Source organism: Lactobacillus sp. ESL0791 (genome assembly GCF_029433255.1).
Classification (GTDB): Bacteria; Bacillota; Bacilli; order Lactobacillales; family Lactobacillaceae; genus Lactobacillus.
The window spans coordinates 2,344,894-2,368,655 of the sequence record NZ_JAQTHU010000001.1 but is presented as its reverse complement, the minus strand read 5'-3'; the positions used below and the strand labels follow the sequence as shown (position 1 = coordinate 2,368,655).

The 23,762-nt window shown below is 37.1% G+C and carries 18 protein-coding genes; 12 read left to right on the top strand and 6 right to left on the bottom strand.

Features of this window, described 5'->3' with window-relative positions:
- Positions 1–372: 372 nt before the first annotated feature.
- Together PT285_RS10930 and PT285_RS10925 are read right to left on the bottom strand one after the other, a co-directional pair.
- A complete protein-coding gene (locus tag PT285_RS10930) occupies positions 373–2,349 on the bottom strand; it encodes an SEC10/PgrA surface exclusion domain-containing protein (RefSeq protein WP_277150512.1) in 1,977 nt (658 codons plus the stop codon).
- Between the two features lie 284 nt (positions 2,350–2,633).
- Entirely contained in the window at positions 2,634–5,108 is a 2,475-nt protein-coding gene (locus PT285_RS10925; protein ID WP_277150510.1) for an SEC10/PgrA surface exclusion domain-containing protein, read from the bottom strand.
- 488 nt (positions 5,109–5,596) lie between these two features.
- Between PT285_RS10925 and PT285_RS10920 the strand changes: the two genes are divergently transcribed.
- Entirely contained in the window at positions 5,597–6,391 is a 795-nt protein-coding gene (locus PT285_RS10920; RefSeq protein ID WP_277150508.1) for a Cof-type HAD-IIB family hydrolase, read from the top strand.
- Positions 6,392–6,540: 149 nt separating this feature from the next.
- Here PT285_RS10920 and PT285_RS10915 read toward each other — a convergent pair whose 3' ends face one another.
- On the bottom strand, positions 6,541–7,461 hold the full coding sequence (locus PT285_RS10915; protein WP_277150506.1) for a LysR family transcriptional regulator: 921 nt from the start codon (positions 7,459–7,461) through the stop codon (positions 6,541–6,543).
- A 360-nt stretch (positions 7,462–7,821) separates the two neighbouring features.
- Here PT285_RS10915 and PT285_RS10910 point away from each other — a divergent pair, with 360 nt between their 5' ends.
- From PT285_RS10910 to aroD, 11 genes are all read left to right on the top strand, one after another.
- Complete coding sequence (locus PT285_RS10910; RefSeq protein WP_277150504.1) at positions 7,822–9,072, top strand: acyl-CoA dehydrogenase family protein; 1,251 nt, start codon at positions 7,822–7,824, stop codon at positions 9,070–9,072.
- A 111-nt stretch (positions 9,073–9,183) separates the two neighbouring features.
- Complete coding sequence (locus PT285_RS10905) at positions 9,184–10,428, top strand: CaiB/BaiF CoA-transferase family protein (RefSeq protein WP_277150502.1); 1,245 nt, start codon at positions 9,184–9,186, stop codon at positions 10,426–10,428.
- Positions 10,429–10,441: 13 nt separating this feature from the next.
- Complete coding sequence (locus tag PT285_RS10900; RefSeq protein ID WP_277150500.1) at positions 10,442–11,587, top strand: acyl-CoA dehydrogenase family protein; 1,146 nt, start codon at positions 10,442–10,444, stop codon at positions 11,585–11,587.
- Between the two features lie 12 nt (positions 11,588–11,599).
- Complete coding sequence (locus tag PT285_RS10895) at positions 11,600–12,346, top strand: hypothetical protein (protein ID WP_277150498.1); 747 nt, start codon at positions 11,600–11,602, stop codon at positions 12,344–12,346.
- Between the two features lie 8 nt (positions 12,347–12,354).
- Positions 12,355–13,281 (top strand): electron transfer flavoprotein subunit alpha/FixB family protein, encoded by a 927-nt coding sequence (locus PT285_RS10890; RefSeq protein ID WP_277150497.1) that lies wholly within the window; start codon positions 12,355–12,357, stop codon positions 13,279–13,281.
- A gap of 8 nt (positions 13,282–13,289) precedes the next feature.
- Positions 13,290–14,804: an AMP-binding protein gene (locus tag PT285_RS10885; protein WP_277150495.1), complete on the top strand. Its 1,515-nt coding sequence runs from the start codon at positions 13,290–13,292 to the stop codon at positions 14,802–14,804.
- Between the two features lie 12 nt (positions 14,805–14,816).
- On the top strand, positions 14,817–15,266 hold the full coding sequence (locus PT285_RS10880) for an acyl-CoA thioesterase (protein WP_277150493.1): 450 nt from the start codon (positions 14,817–14,819) through the stop codon (positions 15,264–15,266).
- A 525-nt stretch (positions 15,267–15,791) separates the two neighbouring features.
- The gene (locus PT285_RS10875; protein WP_277150491.1) at positions 15,792–16,979 is read left to right on the top strand and encodes an MFS transporter; all 1,188 of its coding nucleotides are present in this window, start codon (positions 15,792–15,794) and stop codon (positions 16,977–16,979) included.
- Between the two features lie 33 nt (positions 16,980–17,012).
- Positions 17,013–18,734, top strand: coding sequence for an FAD-dependent oxidoreductase (locus PT285_RS10870; RefSeq protein WP_277150489.1), 1,722 nt, complete (start codon positions 17,013–17,015; stop codon positions 18,732–18,734).
- A 67-nt stretch (positions 18,735–18,801) separates the two neighbouring features.
- Positions 18,802–19,716 carry a shikimate dehydrogenase gene (locus PT285_RS10865; RefSeq protein WP_277150488.1) on the top strand — a complete coding sequence of 305 codons (915 nt, stop codon included), beginning with the start codon at positions 18,802–18,804 and terminating at the stop codon, positions 19,714–19,716.
- 14 nt (positions 19,717–19,730) lie between these two features.
- Positions 19,731–20,492: a type I 3-dehydroquinate dehydratase gene (gene aroD / locus PT285_RS10860; RefSeq protein WP_277150486.1), complete on the top strand. Its 762-nt coding sequence runs from the start codon at positions 19,731–19,733 to the stop codon at positions 20,490–20,492.
- Positions 20,493–20,725: 233 nt separating this feature from the next.
- On the opposite strand, the gene PT285_RS10855 is transcribed toward aroD, so the two are convergent.
- The 3 genes from PT285_RS10855 to PT285_RS10845 all read right to left on the bottom strand — a co-directional run bounded on the left by PT285_RS10855 (position 20,726) and on the right by PT285_RS10845 (position 23,748).
- Positions 20,726–22,018, bottom strand: coding sequence for an SLAP domain-containing protein (locus PT285_RS10855; RefSeq protein ID WP_277150484.1), 1,293 nt, complete (start codon positions 22,016–22,018; stop codon positions 20,726–20,728).
- A 215-nt stretch (positions 22,019–22,233) separates the two neighbouring features.
- Positions 22,234–23,094 carry an amino acid ABC transporter substrate-binding protein gene (locus PT285_RS10850; protein WP_277150482.1) on the bottom strand — a complete coding sequence of 287 codons (861 nt, stop codon included), beginning with the start codon at positions 23,092–23,094 and terminating at the stop codon, positions 22,234–22,236.
- Complete coding sequence (locus tag PT285_RS10845; RefSeq protein WP_277150480.1) at positions 23,095–23,748, bottom strand: amino acid ABC transporter ATP-binding protein; 654 nt, start codon at positions 23,746–23,748, stop codon at positions 23,095–23,097.
- Positions 23,749–23,762: the final 14 nt, after the last annotated feature.

The following is a 23,762-nucleotide window of genomic DNA, read 5'->3' as shown; positions in this document are numbered from 1 at the left end:
TTATACCCGCAAAAGTAAAGCTAAAAGCTGGCTTTATGGTTTTACTATTTGGGATAAAAGGCTGGCCGAGTAATAATGTAATCGTTAAAATAAACTTAATTAAAGATTTTTGAGGATAAAAAAAACTAAATTCATTTTTTAAGCATTGCTACTGGATGAAATAGATTATAAATAATTATACATTCTAGTCAAGGTAAAAAGATGGTAGAAGCTATAGGTCACTCAATTTTAATAGACAATTTACGGTAGGGTTTATAGAGGGGGGTGAATAATCGATCATGGCGGGATTGCTAGCGTGTTAGCCAAACTTGTATAATAAAAAAATTGCTATCTGATAAAAGATAACAATTTTCTTATCTTAAGATTTTAAAGCTAGTTAGTTAAAAAGTAACAATAAAGGCTTCCATTTGGCTGTACAGTTGCCCCAAGCCCAACAGTTGTAATATTGGAGTCCATAAGGTTACCCCACGTATTTATTAGGTCATTTGCAGTAGTAGCTGGATCTGGGCTAAATTGGAAATTTAGCCCACTACCCCCTCCTCTTAGTAACTGGTTAGGCACTTCACGGGTGTAAACTTGAGTTCCAAGGCCTTTATCCGCTATGTTTTGTGCTTCTAAATCAAGGGCCGGGTCTTCAGTTACAGGTGCTAGACCAGAGGTGGTGCGCTTCTGATTAAGTGCTTTTATAAATTCTTTTCTAAGGTCAGTGATTGAGAACTCTTGAGCAATTTCATCTCCTGCATTCGGTACCACAATAACTGTATTTGTGGTAGGATCCTTGCCCGGATCAAAGGTACAGTGGTTTTTTTGACCATAATCACCGTTAATAAGATATGACGACACACTAATGAAGTGGGCATCAAATTCCTTGCCATAGCTACTTGGTGAAGTAGAAATACTGAGGGCAAAGTAATTTCTAAAACTATCATAGCCATAATTCTCCCCTGCACTCAATAAGTCACCAGCATGCCGCCATTCAGAATAGTTTTGTGATTTGTCAATTTCACTATCAGGATATATAAGATCATAACCACTGCTTGGAGTAAAACCAAATAAGCATTGTTTAATTCCAAGATAAACATGCTTTTTTAGTTGTGACATCGTCATTGTGCTACCATTTGAAGAATATCCCCAAGCAGCCAAATCTTCAATATATTGACCATCGATGTTTAGACCATTTTTCTTACTTGCACGAATAATCCCCTCAACGTCATGATCCTCATTTATTGTGTGGTTATCTTTATGGTATTCATCAGCAATATCATTAGCAAGTTGCTGAGTACCCGTACTTTGAATCCAAGGATGCAAATTTAGGCAAGCTCGAGCCTGATTAATTAATCGTAAGGCGAAAGTCGATAATTCTGTCTGTTGGTCCGGAGTTAAATGAGTTGGGTCAACGATAGTTGTATCGTCACCAGCCTGATCAATAGCTTTGGAGCGGTCAAAATTATTAATTCGTACGCCTTGTTTGCAGGCATTTATAAAGTTAGGGTCAACATTTTCAGCTATTGGGTAACCAGAATTGTATGCTTTGTACAGTGCTTCACGGGTGTATTCTTTAGGCAGGATCATAACCGCGTCATCGTGTACGGTTGACGTATCTGTATCATTATTAGAGGAACCGCCGCTCGAACTGCTGTCACCTGAGGAGCTTCCGGGATTGTAAGAACCACCACTGGAGCTGTTGCCACCCGAAGAGTTTCCCAGATTAGAAGAATCACCACTAGAGCTGTTGCCACCCGAAGAGTTTCCCAGATTAGAAGAATCACCACTGGGACTGCTGCCACCGGAGGAGTTCCCAGGCTTTACTGTCCCGTTATCGTTGTGGTTAGAGGTAACAGTTTTTTTTCTAATCACTGCATTCTTAGCAAGAATATACTTGCCGTTACCTAAAAAGTAATACTTTTTACCCTTAATAGTCTTGGTACCGTAAACTATAACCTTTTTACCCTTTTTAAGTATTTTATTGCCGATCTTTTTGCCTTCGTGGTTATAAAGAGCAGCAGTTTTGGTAATTTTAGCGTTCTTAGCTAATTTGACTCTGGTAACCGGTACGTATTCACCATGGCCGATGTTATAAAACATTTTTCCCTTAATGATTTTGGTACCGTGAACTTTAATTTTTTTGTTTTTTTCTAAAGCTTTTTTATTAACAAGCTTGCCATGTTTGTTGTACAGATAGGCCCTTTTAGTAACTTTAGCGGTTCTGACTGCAGCTTTTACTGTTTGTGTAGTATTAATTTTAGCGGCTTGGGCGGTTTGCATACTGTCCGTTAAGACTAAACCACTTAGGATACTAGCGATAGTTGCGCTGCTGACAAGTACGCTACGCTTATTTTTTAAATTCATGATTAAACTTCCTATATCTTTTATAAGCTTTTAGTTATTATTTTAATTGAAAGTTTAATTTATTGCAATAGTACATTGGAAATAATTAGGCAATTAACTATTTTTATTGTGATAATGTTATTTAATTAAACTAAAAATTATAATTTCTCAGTTTTATACTTGTCTTCAGCTATTTAGAGTATAAATATAATGCATAGATTTATAATGCTTTTATTTTAATTGCTATTTATTAAAAATTAACGTCGATAGCATATCGAGAACTAATCCTAAGTAAAATTTTAAAGCTAGTAACTTGCCTCATAGTAACAATAAAGGCTTCCATTTGGCTGTACTGTTGCTCCAAGCCCGACAGTTGTAATATTGGACTCCATAAGGGTCCCCCACGTATTTATTAGGTCATTTGCAGTAGTAGCTGGATCTGGGCTAAATTGGAAAGTGCCGCCACTACCAGTACCAATTTTTAGAAGCTGGTTAGGCACTTCACGGGTGTAAACTTGAGTTCCAGGGCCTTTATCTGTCATGTTTTGTGCTTCTAAATCAAGGGCCGGGTCTTCAGTTACAGGTGCTAGACCAGAGGTAGTGCGCTTCTGATTAAGTGCTTTTATAAATTCTTTTCTAAGGTCAGTGATTGAGAACTCTTGAGCAATTTCATCTCCTGCATTCGGTACCACAATAACTGTATTTGTGGTCGGATCCTTACCCGGATCAAAGGTGCAGTGGTGCAGTTGGCCATAATAGCCGTTAATAAAGTCTGACGAAACACTAATAAAGTGGGCAGCCAGCTCATTATCGCTACTTGGATCGCTACTTGATAAGGCTGAACTAGAAATACTGAGAGCAAAGTAATTTCTAAAACTATCATAGCCATAATTCTCTCCCGTACTCAATAAGTCACCAGCATGCCGCCATTCAGAATAGTTCTGTGATTTGTCAATTTCACTATCAGCATATGTAAGATCATAAACGATACTTGGAGTGAAACCAAATAAGCATTGCTTAACTCCAAGATAAACATGCTTTTTTAGTTGTGACATCGTCATTGTGCTGCCATTTGGAAAAGGCCTCCAAGCAGTCAAATCTTCAATATATTGATCATCGATGTTTAGACCATTTTTCTTACTTGCACGAATAATTCCCGCAACATCATGGTCATTCTTGCTTAAGTGGTTATCTTTATGGTATTCATCAGCAATATCATTAGCAAGTTGCTGAGTACCCGTACTTTGAATCCAAGGATGCAAATTTAGGCAAGTTCTAGCCTGATTAATTAATTGTAAGGCGAAAGTCGATAATTCTGTCTGTTGGTCCGGAGTTAAATGAGTTGGGTCAACGGTAGTTGTATCATCACCAGCCTGATCAATGGTTCTGGAGCGGTCAAAATTATTAATTCGTACGCCTTGTTTGCAGGCATTTATAAAGTCGGGATCAACATTTTTAGGTGGATTATCTAATTTGTATGCTTTATACAGTGCTTTACGGGTATATCCTTTAGGCAGAATCATAACCGCGTTATTGTGTACGGTTGACGTATCTGTATCATTATTAGATGAACCGCCACTTGAGCTGCTGCCACCGGAAGAGTTTCCGGGATTAGACGCACCGCCACTTGAACTGCTGCCACCGGAAGAGTTTCCGGGATTAGACGCACCGCCACTTGAGCTGTTGCCATTGGAGGAATTTCCGGGATTAGACGCACCGCCACTTGAGCTGCTGCCACCGGAGGAATTTCCGGGATTAGACGCACCGCCACTTGAGCTGCTGCCACCGGAGGAATTTCCAGGATTAGACGCACCGCCACTTGAGCTGCTATCACCGGAGGAGTTTCCTGGGTTAGACGACCCGCCATTTGAGCTGTTGCCACCGGAGGAATTTCCCGGGTTAGACGCACCGCCACTTGAGTTGTTGCCACCGGAAGAGTTTCCGGGATTGTAAGACCCGCCATTTGAGCTATTGCTACCGGAGGAATTTCCCGGATTAGACGCACCACCACTTGAGCTATTGCCACCGGAGGAGCTTCCGGGATTGTAAGACCCGCCATTTGAGCTGTTACCACTCGAAGAGTTTCCGGAATTAGACGCACCGCCACTTGAGCTGCTGCCACCGGAGGAATTTCCTGGATTAGATGAACCACCACTTGAGCTGTTGCCACCGGAGGAATTTCCTGGATTAGACGCACCATCACTGGAACTGCTGCCACCGGAGGAGTTCCCAGGCTTTACTGTCTCGCTATTGTTGTGGCTAGAGGGAACTGTTTTCTTTCTAATTGCTGCATTCTTAGCAAGAATATACTTGCCGTTACCTAAAAAGTAATACTTTTTACCCTTAATAGTCTTGGTACCGTAAACTATAACCTTTTTACCCTTTTTAAGTATTTTATTGCCGATCTTTTTGCCTTCGTGGTTATAAAGAGCAGCAGTTTTGGTAATTTTAGCGTTCTTAGCTAATTTGACTCTGGTAACCGGTACGTATTCACCATGGCCGATGTTATAAAACATTTTTCCCTTAATGATTTTGGTACCGTGAACTTTAATTTTTTTGTTTTTTTCTAAAGCTTTTTTATTAACAAGCTTACCATGTTTGTTGTACAGATAGGCCCTTTTAGTAACTTTAGCGGTTCTGACTGCAGCTTTTACTGTTTGTGTAGTATTAATTTTAGCGGCTTGGGCGGTTTGCATACTGTCCGTTAAGACTAAACCACTTAGGATACTAGCGATAGTTGCGCTGCTGACAAGTACGCTACGCTTATTTTTTAAATTCATGATTAAGCCTCCTATATTTTATATAAGTTTTCAGTTATTATTTTAATTTTAAATTTAATTTATTGCAATAGTACATTGGAAATAATTGGATAATTAATTATGTTCTATAATAAAAATTGTTATCTATCAAAAAATAATATTCTTATCTTATTGTTATTTATGAAGAGGAAAAATCTAATAAATTAACCGCTTGGCTCGGTAAATAAATCTAAGATATTATTTTATTTGTATGATTCAGGCTCATAATAAATTAAAATTATTTATTTTAACTAGGCTTAATTTAGCCGAAAGCTAAGCTCAAGTCATTAAAGTTAGCTCAATATTAGATCAACTGAAAGTCATCAAAAAGTTGTAAACATATAGATTTATAAATTTTCGTTATTAAATAGCAATAATAAATATTTTTTATATAAAACAAGTGGTTGATCTGATGTGAATGCAACCACTAAAATAGCTTTAGTTGCTAGTAAAATTTATTGGGGAGAAAAATGGCTAAACTAATTTTTTCAGACATTGATGGTACTTTACTTAATTCGGATTTACAGGTTACGCCAAAAACACGCATCGCGCTTCGTCAGCAAATAATTGCTGGCAATGTCTTTATTCCCGTATCAGGACGAATGCCCCAGGCAATCATGACGGCTGCTGGGCAAGTAATGAAAACCTGTCCGATGATCGCATATAATGGTGCATTAGTCATAGATGAAATGGGTCGTCCGCTAAGTTCACAATTTATGACCGCAAAGCAGGCACTGGAAATTTGTCAGTATGTTGAAGAAAATGCTATTGAAAGCTGCTCGTGGAGTGTTTATAGTGGCAATGACTGGTATTGTTCAATTCATAAAAGTCAGTTGATTAGGCAGGAAGAAAAAATAGTTGCGGTTCAGGCTAGACCGAGCTCTATCGCTGAAATTAAAAATTTACGCGGTGTCCATAAGGTTTTGATATTGGGTAAGCCAGAAAAACTTGATCAGATGAAAGATGAATTACAGCCGCGTTATCCAAAACTTTGTTTGATTAAATCAGCACCTAATTTGCTTGAAGTTGTGCTTAAGGGAGTATCCAAAGGTGACGGTATCAGGGTAATGGCGCAGGAATTTAACGTCCCGCTTGAAGATTGCTGGGCTTTTGGCGATAACTATAATGATGAGGCAATGCTTAAAGTAGTGGGGCATCCGGTCTTGATGGCGAATGCTCCAAGCGAGTTAAAGAAAAAGTTTAGAGTGATAACTTCGGATAATAATCATGATGGAATGGCAGTAATACTAAATAAACTAAAATAATTGTTGCCCTCTAAAAATATTAAGAATGAGTGGATAGTTAATCCCGTTGATAATACCTTGTAGCGTTATGCTAACAGGGTGTTTTTTTCCTTTATATCAAAAAAAGACAGAATTTACTGCCTAAGCTTAAGTAATAAATTCTGTCATAATTATTTCTTTACGTTTAAAAATTGATCAACAATTTTTTGAATTTTATTCTTATTCTTTTTTAAAAAATCAATAAAATCAATAATTTCTGGTGAAAATTGTTGCTGGGAATCATAAACCAAATATACCTGCCGTGTATTTGGCGGCAGTGTTACTTTGATTTTATGGATATCAAAACCACTAAGATAAATGGTGTTAGCCACTATCCCTACGACATTATTTGTTAATACTTGACCTGTAATAGCTAGCTCATCATGCAAGCGATTGATAATGTTTAAGTCAGAGGCATTTGCCAAAAGTGCATTAGTAACGTCTTTACCAATTTGAATTTTTTGGGAATAGGTAATAACAGTCTCACCGTGTAATTCTTCAGGGGAGATTTCAGTGAGTTGAGCCAGATCATTGTCTTTAGAAACAATGGCAATAATTTCTTCAGTGTAAAGCGGAACATAGGTAAAGGAACTATATTCGGGAACAAAAGAGCAAATACCAATGTCATACCACCCATTTTTAATTCCTTCACAAATTTGGTATGAAGGATTGTCATGATAAATAAAATGAGGGGCAACAGTACTTTCTTGTTGAAATTCTTTAGTTAGATACGGTAATAATGTCCCGATAGCTGTGGGAATAGCAGCGATATTAATATTACCCTGATCTTGACTAACTTTTTGCTTGATTTCTTTTTTTCCATTGTCCAGAACATTTAATGAGTTAATAACAGTATTGTAAAAAATACGACCATATTTCGTTAATTGAACATATCGGCCAGAATGTTTAAATAATTTACAATGTAATTCCGTTTCTAGCTGTTTTATTGAAACGGATAAAGTAGGCTGGCTAATGAACAAACTGTCTGCTGCCTTGGTGTATTGTCTTTGTTCGGCTAGTTCACGAAAATAATAGAGTTGATTCAAATTCATAATTTTAACCTCAGAAGCAATAATTGCTTAAATAGCTCACGGTTAAATACTATTTCTTCTTTCAAAAAAGCGCTTTCGTTTTTATTTATAAACATATAGCTGAATTTTATAGCACTTTTAAACTGTATGGTTATTAAGTTATGAGCGATAGTCAACTATGAGCTTTTCGATATTTAAGTGATAAAAACATTGTGATTTGCAAAAATATTGTTATTTAGATTTATAAATATTAAAAAAAATAATAGTTACGACTTTGTTATCAATTTTACAAACTTAATTTTTGCTTAGATAATGAATCTTGTCAAGATGAAATACGCAAAAATTTGCGTAATAACACTAAATTATTAAAAGGAGACTATTATGTCTGAGCAAAAAAAGTTGCACACAATGCCACCGTATGAAGAAACACCGATTATGCATAAGGCAAAGCCGGGTGAGTCGATGTCTGATGAAGATTTTCAAAATTATTTGAAAGAGATTAGACACCTGGCACAAAACGAATTTGATCGCATGACGCCATACATTGAAGAAAACCGGAAGTTTCCTAAAGATTATTTTCCGATTGCGATTAAGCATGACCTGTATCGTTTTGCTTTACCTAAGCAATATGGTGGTTGGGGATTAAGTGAAAAACAGATCTTGCAAGTTCAGGAAGAATTTTCTAGGACGCAAGGTGGTATTAGAATGCATTTGCATCATGCTTCTGATATGAATTGGCGAATCTTGGATAACTTTGGTAGCAAAGAACTTAAAGATAAGTATATGAATAAATTTCAAGATAAGACAATTTTTGCCAATTTTGCTTTAACTGAAAAAAGCGGCGGTACCGGCGCTGATTTGCATACTTTAGCAGTTAAAGATGGTGATGATTGGGTAATTAATGGTGAAAAAACGTTGATTTCTCACGCCGATGTTGCCGACTTTACATACTTAATTGTTGTTACCGATCCAGATAAGGTTGGTGATGAACGGTTATCTGCATTTTGGGTACCAACCAATACGCCAGGATTTGAAGCAAACGAAATGCCTTTAATGATGGGGTGCCGTGGTGCCGGACACGCTGATCTTAAATTTACTAATATGCGTATTCCTGACAAATATATGTTAGGGAAACGTGGTGAAGGGATGAAAGTGGCTATTTCATCACTGTCACTTTCACGCGCTCATATTGCTGATTCCAATTTAGGAATGGCACAAAGAATGTTAGAGATGTCAATTGCATATGCAAAAGACCGTGTGACTTTTGGCAAACCGCTATGTAAACGGCAATCAATTATTTTTGAAATAGCTGATATGGGTTCACGTATTCATGCATTGCGCCTAATGCTTTGGGATATAGCAAAAGATTATGACGAAGGTAAGGACATTACTAAGAAAGCATCGATGGCAAAATTAGAAAGTATCAATACCGTTAAGCTTGTTTCTGATTACATGATGGAAATATTCGGCGGAATTAGCTACTTCCAAGACAACCCTTACGGTCCAGCTGAACGTTTGTACCGTGACTGTCGTGCTATGTGGCTTGAAGAGGGACCACGTTCAGTTCAACGGTTAACTGTGGGACGCTTGTTAATTAAAGATGGTGGTCATACGCCAATTACTAGTCTTTAATTTTAAGTAATTAAGATTGATATAGTAAAAGGAGGTTGAATTCAAAGACAAGAAGTTTTTTGATTTGACCTTCTTTTTAATTAAATATAGATAAATTTGGAGATAAATATTATGGCTAATGAAATTTTAAAAGGTATAAAAGTTATTGATCTGACACAATTTTTAGCAGCACCAACTGTTGGTCGAGTATTAGGCGAATGGGGGGCCGATGTTATTAAAGTTGAAGCTCCTAAGGGTGATGCTGGCCGTACACAAGGCGCAGTATTTGGAATGAAGTATGAGGATGACGAAAACCTGGGCTTTGATGTTTCAAACATGAACAAGCGCTTTGTGACACTAAACATGAAAACTGAGGAAGGAATGCAGGCATTTAAAGACTTGCTCAAGACCGCGAATGTGTTTTTAACTTCAGTTAGAACCAAAAGTTTGGAACACATGGGGATTACTTGGGAAGAATTGCATAAAGAATTTCCTAAATTAGTTTTTGCTCAAGACCGTGGCTACGGAGAATTTGGTCCTAAAAGGGATGCTGCCGGTTATGACGCTACTGCTTACCAAGCTCGAGGTGGTGTTCAAGGAACCACTGTAGATAAAGGCGGCAACCCATATAATCCGGTAAATGGCTATGGCGATTTTCAAGTATCGATGACGCTAGCTGCAGGGATCTGTGCTGCCTTACTTCAAGCACAGCGGACCGGTCAGGGTGATAAGGTTACTGTTAATTTGAATCATGCGGCAATCTTTATGCAAAATATTGCGATGGTTTCTGCGCAGTATGGTAATGAATATCCTAAGAGCCGTAAAGAAGTAACCAATCCGTTCAATGATACTTACAAAACTGCAGATGATCGCTGGTTTGTACTTTGTGTTCCTGAATATGACCGTGACTTTGACAAAGTTATGCACGACATTGGTCGGGATGATGTTAAAGGTGATGCGCGTTATAACAAAATGGACACGCTAAATGCCAATGGTACAAGCAACGAAGTAATTGCGATTTTGGAAGATGCATTTAAGAAAAAGCCATTAAAATATTGGATCGATTTATTTGGCAAAGAAGATTTACCACTTGAAGCATGTCAAGTTCCGGAAGAAATTTATCAGGATCCGGAAGCATTAGATAATGACGAAATTAGATTGATGGAATTCCCGTCTGGTGCCAAACGGTTTATTCCGACTAATCCAGTTCGTTTTAGTTCTCAAGGTAAGCCTAAGCTAACTCCTTCGCGTGCTCAGGGCTCTGATACCTGTGAAGTTTTAAAGGATGATTTGGGCTACAGTGAAGAAAAAATTGCGCAAATGCTAGCTGATGGAGCTGCATACGGAGTTCATCATCTCGGTGAGCCAATTAAGTAAAGGATAAGGATAGATGGCATTACAGTATACAGAAAAAGAACGAGAATACATTCACTTAGCCCAAGAATTTGGCGATCGCTTTTTAAATCCCGAATTCGTAAAAAAATGTGATCAAGCAGGTGATTGTCCTAAAGAATCATTTGTACCTGCCATGAAATTAGGACTTCACATGTTAGAGATACCTAAAGAATATGGCGGAGCAGGTCTGTCTTTTGAAGATTCAGCCTTAGTTTTTGAAAAATTGGCAGAATACGATGCAGGCTATGCGTTAACGTTAATTACCTCATTTGTCGCCTTAAGATGTGTGATGCTTGCTGGGACAAAGCAGCAGGCACAAAAACTAGCGGATATTCTAAAACCCGGCCGTTTTGCGGCATTTACAATGTCAGAAGCTGATGCCGGTTCTGATGCCGGTTCTGTGAAGGCTACCGCCCGCCGTCAAGGCGATGAGTATATTTTAAATGGAAATAAAGCTTTTGCAACTAATGGTGGAATAGCAGACGTTTATATTGGCATTTTTAGAACGTCGAATAATGGCAATCGCGGCTTGTCTGCTTTTATGATTGATCGGAATACGCCCGGAATTTGGGTTGGCAAACATGAAGATAAGATGGGATTGAGACTGTCAAATACGGTGCCTTTAGGTTTTAAAGACGTTCATGTTCCTGCGCAAAATTTACTTGGGCAGGAAGGCCGCGGAATTAATATTGCATTAAGTAGTTTGAATTTATCACGGGCCTATGTGTCTACGCTTACTGTTGGAATCATGCAGCGAGCACTAAATGAAGCAGGCAAGTATGCTAATGAGCGTATGCAATTTGGACAAGCAATTGGGCAGTTTGAGTCAGTGCAAAATATGTTAGCAAATATGGCTACTGCGGTTGAAACCTCACGTTTGCTAGTTAACAACACGATGAAAATGATGGATAGAAACCAGTCAGTTCGAATGGAAGGCGCAATGACTAAACTTTATGTGACGGATGTCGCACAAAAAGTTACATCTGATGCTGTTCAAATTTTGGGCGGCTATGGCTATACAAAGGCTTACCCTGTTGAAAAACTGATGAGAGATGTCAAGGGATTTCAAATTTTGGAAGGAACAAATGAAATTCAGAGAATGACGATCGCTCGAGAAGTTCAGAAACATTATCAGGATTAAGAAATTGAGGTGATGAAATTGAAAATTGCGGTTATTGTGAAAACTGATGTGGCAGATAATAGCGCATACACAACTCACAAAAATAAGGTGACTTTTCATTCGGAAAATTTGTTTTTAAGTTCAAGTGATAAAAGTTCACTTGAGTATGGTTTGCGGTTGACAGAAGCAAATAATGGTCAAATTGATGCTTATTCTTTTGAAAAGGGTATTCTGGCTGACCGCTGCTTGCACGAAGCACTGGCATTAGGAGCAAAGCAAGCCACTAAGTTTACTGGATTGGACGTTAATGATCCTTTGCAGGCAAATGAAATGGCCACTGAATTTGTGGAGTATTTGAAGAGGCAACATAAGAAGTATGATTTAATTCTGACAGGCGATACTAAAAATATGATAGATATTTCTGCGTTAATTGCACAAAAATTAAATTATAACTATTATGATAATATTATGAAAGTAGAAACAAGTTTTGACTTTGAAGCCGAATTTGATAAGGGTAAAGTCAACGGCAAGTTTAACTTACCTGCAGTGATTTCATTATCAAGTGCAGTGAATACCCCCCGTTTGCCGAATTTCTTTTCTTTGGAAACAGCTTTAGATACACCGATTGAGGAAATTAACTTAAAAAACGCTGCAAAAGAGCATAGTGAAATTAAGGCTAATCAGGATAAAAATCAAAAAGTGCTCTTTGATTTAAATAATGATAAACAAGCTGTTGAAAAATTAATTTCTGTTTTACAAGAAAACGGTGTTCTTAAGTGAGGTTAAAAATGACTCCTATATATTATATTCAAATAGAAGATAAGAATATTGATGAAGGGCATAATACTAATACTTTAGCCGGATTAAGCAGTAATTTTGCTAATCCTGTGAAAGTTTTAGTTTTTAGTAATCATGCGGCGGATATCAAAGACAAATATGCAAAGGCAGGTATTCCAGCAACTATTTATAACAATGAACAATATTGTCTGACAGATTTCAAGGCCATGCTTGCAACTTTAAAGAATATTTTTATGGATAAAGAAGAATATTTTTTAATTACCGATGATAATAAGCTGGGTAATAGTGTTGGGCAAAGGCTGGCCGCGGTTCTTGAAACGGCTTTTGTGCCGCATGTGAAAAAAATCAATCAAAAGCCTAATGAAACAAGTGTTGACCGCATAATTAATCAAGGCAAGGTGCTTTGTGAAACTCCTTTGAATAAAAAAGCCATTATTTCTGTTGCACTCAATGGCTTGACGCGCAATGGCAAAACTGCGGATGTGAATGTGGTTGATTGGCAGGTAAATCATAACGCTGGGGCAGTTTATACTGCTAATAATAATTCTAATAATGACTTAGCTTATGCAAAAGTAATCGTTGCTGGGGGTAAAGGCTTGGGTGCAGCCAGCAAGTTTGATGCGTTAAAGGTGCTGGCCCAAAAACTTAATGCCAGCGTTGGTGCAACTAAGGCTGTTACCGATCAGGGCTGGGTAAATTCTAGCAAAATGATCGGAATATCTAACCTGACTGTTAAGCCGGATGTTTATTATGCCTTTGGTATTTCTGGTGCAATCCAGCATACAATTGGCATGAATAAAGCAAAATGTGTAGTTGCGGTTAACACTGATAAAACAGCGCCAATCTTTAAATTAGCTGATTACGGAATAATTGGCGATGCTAATGAAGTAATAGAAAAATTAATTGCTCTTTTATAGGTATAAAAATGAATGGTGAGAATTATGTAAAAACTGTTGCTGCTTTATGGGATAAGAGAATAGAAGCAAGTGCGGGAAATACATTTTTAATAAATGAAGCTCGGAGTTATTCTTATGGCGAAATTGCTCAGTTAGTTGATGAGCAAATGAAATTTTTACTTAGTTTAGGTATTAAGGCAGGCAGCTTGGTCGCTTTACAATTTGAGTTGGATGTAGAAAATATTGTAATGATCATTGCCTGTATAAAATTAAAAGTGATAATTAACCCGTTGAACCCACATTTTGATGTCGAAGAAATAAAAAATTTGGTCAAGCGGTTTAATCCCTTTGCAATTATTGCCCAAAAATCAATTCGCGGCCGTGATACATTATGTAACCTCAACGAAATACCCCACTATCAAACTTGTGAGTCTGGTGATCTGAAAATATTTGTTAAAGACAATCAGTCTCTTTCTGCCATTAATGATAATTCTAGTGATGAGGATGCAGCGCTTGTAATTCTAAATACTTCAGGAACAAGCGGGGCACCTAAAGGGGTTGTATTAACTAACAAAAATGTTTTAGAGGCAGAATATGGCTATAACAAAGCTTTTGCCATTAAAAGTAGTGATATGATTTTAATGCCGTCGGGAATGTATCATGCGATTGGCTTTCATCATGGCTTGATCTCTACAATAATTGCGGGCAGTACGATAGTGATTATGAAACACTATCAAGTTGACAAATTAGCGCAATTAATTGCTAAGTATCCGATCACGTATATTGATAGTTTACCTACGATTATGTATGACATCTTGTTTAAAGTTAAAAATTTGGGTAAATTAAAGCAGTTAATCTGTGGTGGTGATAAAATTAAGCCTAAACTTTTGTTGAAAGCTAAGGAAAGGCAAATTCCTTTGTATAATTGCTACGGTCTGACTGAAGCTGTTCCATTTAGTTACACACCAGCAGAATATTTTGTAAGTCAAGGACAGATGACAACGGCTGTCAAACCAATTGAGAAGGTTAAAACAAGATTAGTTGCATCTGGCAAATTAATTACCGAAAGCAATGCTCAAGGCATAATCGAAGTAGCTGGGCCGGTTATTTTTAAAGAGTATTTTTTGGATTTAGAAAAAACAAAGCAGTCATTTGATGGCGAATGGTTTGTCACCGGGGATGTGGGCCATTACAATCAGCAAGGACTGTTAGAAATTGATGGTCGCAATAGTGATAAAATTATTCGTGGCGGTGAAAACATTTCTGCACAAGTAGTTGAAGATAAGATAAAAAAATGCAAAAATATTAAAGAAGTGGCAGTATTGGGGGTTCCTGATGAACGCCTGGGTCAAAGAATAGGTGCTTTTATTGTCTTGTTGGATGCTAACATCACGTTAACTAAAGAAGACTTACTGGTTGAATTAGCAAATCATAATGTAGATAAAAAATTTTGGCCGGAAAAATTATGGGTACTTGCTTCTCTGCCTAGAACAGCAAATGGTAAAATAAAAAAGTACATTTTAAAAGAAATGGCTGAAAGGTAGGCAGTGCACATAATGAGTAATAAATTTTTTAAACGACAAATGGGAGATTATTTTGTGACAGCAAAGATGCTGAACCATATGAATATTACTCATGGAGGAACAATCTTAGACCAAGTTGATTCAGCAATGGGATTGTTTGCTAATTCGTATTGTCATACACGAATTTTAACTGGACGAATTGATAAATTTGTTTTTTTGAAAAAAAGTTATGCTGGCGATCACCTTAATTTTTGTATTTCGCTTATAAAAACAACCCCCAAAACGATGACGATTTATGCGGCTGTTAATCGGGTAAATCTTACGGAAGATAAAACTGAGCTAATTGGTGAGGCTGTATTTACTTATGTGGCTGTTGATGAAAATCTGCGTCCGATTTCAGGAACAATAAAGCAGTTTAAAATTACCGATCCCGCTCAGAAAGAATATGTTGATTTGATCATTGAGAGATTTAATTTAAAATAAGAAATTTGAAAAATGCGACTCTGATAATAATTGCCGGTGAAGATATTGTTTCTTCACCGGTATTTTTATGCTGCCTAAACCTGCCGCTTATTGTTCGCTCCCAGTTTTATCATTTAAGTATCAAGAAAAATTATAATAGCTTAAACAAAAGCAATAAAGATAAGTAATAAAAAAGTGAAGTTGTACCATTCATGGCTAGTTAAGGAATAAATGAGTAAGGGTTAACCTCGTTTTCGCTTTAAGTTTGGCCTAATTTAACCTGTTTACTAACAATTGTAGTAACAATTTTTAATTTTTGGTTACATAAGTATTATTTAGTAAACCTGTTTAATTAAAATTTGGGAAATGGTTGTTCTTTTCTTTAGTTATTCAATAAAAGATTAAGTCAGAGCAAGAATGATGGCGCTTTTAAATATAGTTATAATATATATTTATTAAGGGATAATCAATTATTCTTATTATTGAAATTGGGGTATATTAACTTGTGTATGCGTTAACAAAGTTTTGATTTAAGAGGGTAGGTTTATGAAAGAACATAAAAGTTATATAGGTGCTGCAACGTCTGTGTATTTGAATTACGCAGCAGTTGGAGCAGCCACTATTTTTATTAGTCAGTACCGGCAAGTATTAGCTAAAGCTTGGAATGCCAGTGGAATGGCAATTTCGATTGTCATGGCGATGGTTGGACTTGGCCGGATTATCACAATTTTATTTGCTGGAGCAATTTCTGATAAGATTGGTCGTAGAAAAACGTTACTTATTGCACTAGGCTGCGATATCATATTTTTACTTGGTGCAGCTTATGCCAATAATGTTTGGATTGCTGGAATTGCTGCCATGTTTTTCGGCGCTACTAATTCTTTTGGCGATACTGCAGGCTATCCGGCTTTGGCAGATGCGTTTCCTGATAAAACTGCGACGATGAATTCATTTGTAAAGGCTGCAATGCAGATAATGCAAATGCTGTTTCCGTTTTGGGTAAAGCTAGTTAAAGATCCTAAGGTTACTGCTCTTGCTTTAACAGCACTTTTGGTTCTTGACGGCATAATTACGTTAAGAGCGGCTTTTGCACCGCAGGCTGAAACAGCAAAGGAAACTGCTGCAAGTACTGCTGAACAAAGTGGCAAGCAGCCTAAATTAGCAGTTGATGGCGCAATGATTATTACACTTGGTTTTACTCTGTGCTTTACTTTTTATATTTTTTCATTGTATGCACCGTATTATGGCCAATATGTGTTAAAGGAATCGGCCATTAATGCTAATCAATTAGTTTCTTGGTATTCAATTGCATCATTAATTTCAGTATTTGTGACCTCGGCCTTGGTTACAAAAATTAAACGCTTGTACTTAATTGCAATTTATTCTACTATTTCCGCTCTAGGATTACTGTTTATGGTATTAAAACCTTCACTGCTTGCAGGTGAAATTGGGGCGCTGCTAGTTGGCTTTTTTGCGGCAGGTGGAGTTTGGCAAGTTGGTCTATCAGTGTTAACGTCGTACTTTCCACAAGGACACGGGAAGATCACTTCTTACTACAGTTTTGCACCCGCAGTTGTTTATTTTGTGGCACCATTAGTGGCAGCCTTTGTGTTAAAAGCTAATGCAGTCAGTACATTACTTGTATTTTGGATTACTGCAATTATTACACTTATTTCAGTAATTTTGGCAGTTGTTTTAATTAGCCGTAGCCGTCAGTTTAATATTGAAGGATAGATAAAAATTTTGTAAAAAAGGAGCTTCTTTAATATGACAGATAAAAAAATAAAGGCGCAAGCAACTGGACGTAATGGCCAAATAGACTTTGAAATTGATGTTACTAAGCAGCATATTGATGATCTTAAGGTGACTAAAAGTTCAGAAACACCGGCAATTTTTGATCAGGCATTTGCAAAATTAAAAAAAGAAGTTATTGCTAATCAAAGTTTTGACGTAGATGCCGTTTCTGGTGCATCAATTATGACTGAAGCGATAATTGATTCCGGTAAAAAAGCATTGGCTGAAAATCACTTTCAAGCAGCAACAAGTTCGAAGAATGCCGGTTATGAAGAAAAAACACTTACTGTTGATGTTGCGGTAATTGGATCGGGAATGGCTGGATTGATGGCTGCAGCACGTGCATTATCATTAGGTAAGAGTGTTGTAGTTTTAGAGAAGAATGGCTACCTTGGCGGTGCGACAATTTTAAATGGCTCGAACGTCGTGGCAACAGATTCGAAAATAGCAGAGCAGTTGTTTAAAGAAGATGCTAAAAAAGATTCACCTGAACTTTTGCTTGCAGATATCACGCGTGAGAGCCGGGGAACTAATTATCCAGAATTATCTAAATTACTGGTTAATAATATTGGCAAGGCGATTGACTTCATTTCTGAATTTGCCAATTTAAAGTATCAAAAAGCCGAAACGCAAACGGTTGAACACACTGTTGACCGGCAAGTAGAAATGCCAACGCAAAGCTCTTATGAGATTGTGACCAAAGTAGCTAAGGCTTTTGAAGAAAAAGGCGGCAAAATTTTATTTGATGCAAGAGTGGAACAGTTAACTAAAGATAGCACGGGTAAATTGGTTTCGTTAGTTGCTAAAGGCAAGCACCAAACAACCACCATTAATTTTAAATCATTAATCATGGCTGCCGGTGGCTGGGGCGCAAGAGACTACAAGCAGCATAAGACAACGATTCCGTATTACGGTCCGATGACTTCAACGGGAGATTACTTTGATTTCGCTAAAAATATGAACCTGGCAACGCGTAATCTTGACTGGTATAAGATTTACCCGCATGGATTGGAAGTTACACCTGGAATTGCCAAGCTGACAACCTATTCAACAAAAGAAGCAACTGACATGGGTGCGATTTTTGTTAATCATGCAGGTAAGCGGATTGTCAATGAATCGGCGCCATATACGCATTTCAGGGACGCAATTGCCGCGCAAAAAGATCAAGTTGCCTTTATTGTGATGGATCAAAGAACGTGGGAGCGGTTTTACGAACTGCTGCTTAAGTATGGATTTACCGCAGATGAAGTAGAAGGGTTCTTTGCTTTAGAGGGACAAAAGAGTCCGGTACTGGTTAAGGGAAGCTTGAAAGAAGCTGCACAAAAGTCTGGTATTGATTATGCTGATTTGAAAACTACGCTGGATAATTATGAAAATTATGTTAAGACGGGAAAAGATCTGGAATTTGGGCGCCCTGCTCAGTTTATGCATACATTTGAAGGTGATACATATTATGTGATTGAACAAAAGTTACGTTTTTGTACTACTTTGGGCGGCTATGAAACAACCGAAAAAATGCAGTTACTCGATACTGCGTTTAAACCAGTTGCCAATTTTTATGCTGCTGGTGAAATTGTTGGTGGTGCTAATGGCCATGATTCGATGCCAAGCATGATGAATTCATGGAGTTACGCATCTGGTTTTGTTGCTGGAACTGAAGCAGCTGACAATACTAATTGTTATAGTGCAAAATAAAAAATAGTGCAGCGGCAGTTTCTGGTGTGTTGAGTAAGTAAGATTAAATTTATTAAGGAGAAAAATAATGACTAATAAAATTACAGGTGTAAATGGACCGATTACAGGCTGGTTAGATGGACATACTTATTTAATTGGGTTAATGGCATACCCTATTCGGCATTCAATGTCACCGACAATGCATAATAATGCTTTTGCAAAATTAGGATTGAATTTTGCCTATCTTTGTTTTGAAATTGGCAATGATAAGCTTAAAGGAGCTGTTGATGCAATTCGTACATTAGATATGCGGGGCTCAAATGTCTCAATGCCTAATAAAAAAGAGGTTATCAAATATTTGGATAAATTATCACCGGCTTCAGAAATGTGTGATGCTGTCAACACGATTGTTAATGATCATGGGATTTTAACTGGTTATACAACAGACGGCATTGGTTTTGTTCAATCACTTAAAGATGAAGGAATTGATATTAAAGATAAGGTCATGACTTTGGCTGGTGCAGGCGGTGCCGCAACGCCAATTGCTGTTCAATCAGCTTTAGACGGTGTTAAAGAAATTAAAATTTTTAATATTAAAGATGATAAATGGGCTCGGGCTGAGAAGACAGTCAAAATCATTAGAGAAAAAACAGACTGTAAAGTTTCTTTGACGGATTTAGCAGATCAAGCTGCCTTTAAGGAAGCAATCGCCAGCAGTGATATTTATTGTGATGCAACTGGTGTTGGTATGAAGCCGTTAGAAGATAAAACTTTGGTTGAAGATCCGTCATGGTTCCATAAGGATATGGTTGTCTTTGATACGGTTTATGCGCCAAGGACAACTAAGTTAATGAAAGTTGCCGAAAAAGCTGGTGTTGAACATATCTTTGATGGAATCGGCATGATGATTGACCAAGGTGCCGCTTCGTTTAAGTTGTGGACAGATAAGGACATGCCGACTGATTATATTCGTGAAATCATGTTCTCTGATGAAAATAAATAATTGAGGCTAAGATAATGTCAACAGTAAAAATTAGAAATATTGTCTTGGGTGAAGGCCAGCCGAAAATAGCAGTTCCTAATGTGGGTACTAATGAAGAAGAAATTCTTTCTTTCGCCAAAGAAATTGTTGCTGCCAAACCAGATCTGATGGAATGGCGGATTGATTATTATGCTGCAGGAATTAGCGACATCAATAAACTCATTTCTACTTCTAAAAAAATACGGCAAATTGTTGACAATTTACCTATTCTAGTGACTTTTAGAACTAAAAATGAAGGTGGTGTTTTAGAATTAAGCGATGATAATTATTTAAACTTATTACAAGCAATTATTGAAAATCGCTTGGGTGATGCAATTGATATTGAATTGTTTCATGAAGAAGAAAAAATAAAGTCGCTTGTTCAGTTGGCACATAACTATAATCTAGTTGTAATTATGAGTAATCATGATTTTGAAAAAGTTCCCCCTAAAGATGTTATTGTATTCCGCTTGAAGAAAATGTCGGAATTACAGGCAGATGTTGTGAAAATGGCCTGTATGCCGCACACTGCAAAAGATGTTTTGATTTTGCTTGAAGCAACTAATGAGGTTCATCAGGCAATAGAAAACCCATTGATTACAATGGCAATGGGTGACCTAGGCAAAGTAACACGCGTCTCTGGGCAGGTATTTGGTTCTAGTTTGTCATTTGGTGCAGTAGGAAAAACTTCTGCTCCAGGACAACTTTCGATTACAGACCTGCGAAACGCTGAAAATTATTTAGCACTTCATAATTGATTAGTATTACGAAAATAATAAGTGTCTAGGAAAAAAACTCAAATCAAAAAGGAATGTTAGAATAAAAAACTAACATTCCTTTTCTGATACAATTTTTTGTCTAGATTACACTATAAAAAGTTACAAAATTTAAAGATATTTATAATAATATTCGACTTTAATAATTGCTCTTAAATAATATTTTTTAAAAGCACAGTTTTCCCAGACACTTATATAAAAAATTATGATAAATATTATTCTCCATCAGTTGGGATTGACAAGGAATCAAAATAAGGAGAAGTAGTATTTAAAATTTTATCACTTTCTTCTTGATCAATTGTCATATTAAGTAATACAGTTTGCGCTTTATTTAATATTGAGCTTACGGTTTTAACTTCAAAAATAGTTGATGTAGTTGACTGATTAATGTTTTTTGCAAGTTTTAATGCAGCATCATACTGAAACGCATAAGAATCATAGAATGAGTTGGTATAGTTAGCATTTGCCTTAACTGTTTTTTCTTGATCAATCAATTTTTGTAATTCCTGTTTGTCTACCTTAGTTGCTACTGCAGCATCTGTTTTTGCTTGTTCAGTTGTATTAGTTGGTACCAAGTAGGGTCCTGAATAATATGTAACATCTGTTGCTTTGATATATATTAGACCGCCAAAGTCATTTCCTGCATAATTTGCAAAAAATCGAGGTGTACCCCATGAATCTTTTAATAAATAAAATAATTCAGCCTTATTTTCATTAGCAACCCATAGGTATACTTCATCTTCTACAGGATACAAGTCATTCTTTAAAAATGTTGAACGTGGACCAGTAACTTTTTGAGCAATGCCGTGACTATCATAAGTACCTGCATGTTTCTTAAAAGTAACATAGGTATAATTAGTATAGGCTCTTAGTCTTTGCCTAGGCTTATTTGTGACGATGGATGCTTGAAAAAGAGCATCTGTGGTACCGCTAATTTTATATTTAAGAATATTCGTCGGATCACTTATTGCTGAAGTAATGCCATCTATTTTGACAGATTCACCATTTTTTATAGTACGAGTGTCTTTGCCAGTACCAACAGTATACGGTTTAGTTGAACGGGTATTAGTAATTTTAACAGTAGCATTTGCCACGTAGAGCGGCTGACCATTAATTTTACTGACATTAGCAGCGTTAATGTAGCCGCCATGACCAATGCTGTAATAATATTTACCCTTGACTTTTCTATAAGGCAGCCATGACTGATTGTAATTATCATCATTCAAAAGATAGTATTGCTTACTATCACGCTTAATTGATTCAACTGTACCTGCATATTGCACATTAGCACCTTTACGCAAATGGGTTTTATATCGGCTGCCACGATATTTTTTAAGCCTTTTTCCATTTTTATTGTAAACATAAGCACCATGAGCTAGCTGCATCGTATTAGTACTTGAAGTAGCAGCCAATGCAGAAGTAGCAGAATGTTCAATTACTGGTACACTAACACCTAAGGCTAATATAGCAGCAGTTGTAGTAATTATTAGTTTCTTGTTCAGTTTCATAAAATTCACCTCAAATACAAATTAATTATTATGGTAATTTAATTGTAAGCTATTTATCAAAACCATGATTAAAGAATAATAAAATTAAAGATAAATTTATTATTTGATAACATATATTTGTATAAAAATAAGAAAATATGAGCTATGTTTATTTAGATCAAAAAGGAAGCCAAGAAATGTCGATAATTATGGGGAATATTGTTTTAATGGTTTATCTAGCGAGTTGCTTTTTTATTTTTTAATAATGGTGTATCAGCCTTGTTGCCGAACCATTTGTGGTTGATCTTGGCAAGTGTGCCATTTTGTGCGAGTTTTTCCAGTCCTTGGTTAATTTTTTTTCGTAGGGTGACATCACTTTTACGGATGCCGACACCGAATGCATCTCTTTTAAAAATTCCGGAAACTTCCGTATAATTTTCGGGGTGTTTTTGACGGGAAATATAATAATCGGCATATGTACTGTCAATTAGCAAGCCTTGAATTCGGCCAGCATTCAGATCGATAAAGGCATTTGTAAATGAATCGTAGAGGATAGGCTCATGGTCTTTGATCCGGTTTTTAAAAATTTGCGGATATTTCATAATATCGTTGTAACCAGAAGAACCGTTTTGTGCCCCTAAAGACTTGTCTTTCATTGCAGCGGGTGAGTTGATCTTATTTTTTTTCAGTGAGACAAGATTTTCACTGGCATAAAGGTAGGTTTTGCTGAAACTAACCTTGGCCTCACGTTCAGGAGTTTTGCTGAAACCGTTCCAAATTAAGTCAATTGTGCCATTGCGCAGTTCGGTTGTGTTCATGGACCAATCAATTGTCTGAAAACTGACCTTCATGCCGTATAATTTGAAAACTGCATTTGCCAAATCGACATCATAGCCGACCAATTGTCCGTTTTTTTGGCGAAAGCCCATTGGAATAAAAGTGTCATCAACACCGACGGTGACATAGCCCCGTTTTTTCAAGCGCGTCCAGTTGTCGGTTGCGCTTGCCCGCTTGCCAACGGAAATATCACGACAGCCGGCTAGACAAAACGTACAAAGTAAAATAAGTAAAAAGGATAAAAAACGTTTCGCTTTCAATTAATTTACCTCCTCATTGTCTAATGCTTTCACTGTAAAAATTTTATCGGCGACCTGACTGGCAAAATCCATATCGTGGGTGACGATAATCTGGGTCATGTTATTGTTTTTCTTTAGCTGCAGGATGATTTCACCAACTTTTACGCGCAGACTTGGGTCTAAGGCTGAAGTGGGCTCATCGTAACATAAAATTTGCGGCTGCATTGCTAAGGCGCGGGCAATCGCTACCCGCTGCTGCTGACCGCCAGAAAGCTGAAATGGGTACAGGTCTTCCTTGCCCTCTAGGTCAAGCTCTTTCAATAATTGTCTAGCTCTTTTCTGTGCTGCTGTTTTTGTTTCTTTTAAGACAAGAGTCGGCGCTAGGGTAATGTTGTTAATGACGGTTAAATTAGGGAAAAGTTGGTAACTTTGAAAGACCACACCAATGATTTGTTTGCTGCTGTCAGGATTTGCTGGATCGAATTTTTCTTTGTTCCATAAAAACTCACCAGAATCAATTTTTTCGAGGCCGCTTAAGCAGCGCAGCAGGGTGGTTTTGCCAGCACCTGATGGCCCCACAATTGCAAGGATTTGTCCATCGGGGATGACAAGGTTGAGCTTATTTAAAATTATCCGTGAACCAAATTTTTTTGTGATTTCTTTTAATTCAAGCATATTTTTCTCCTTAA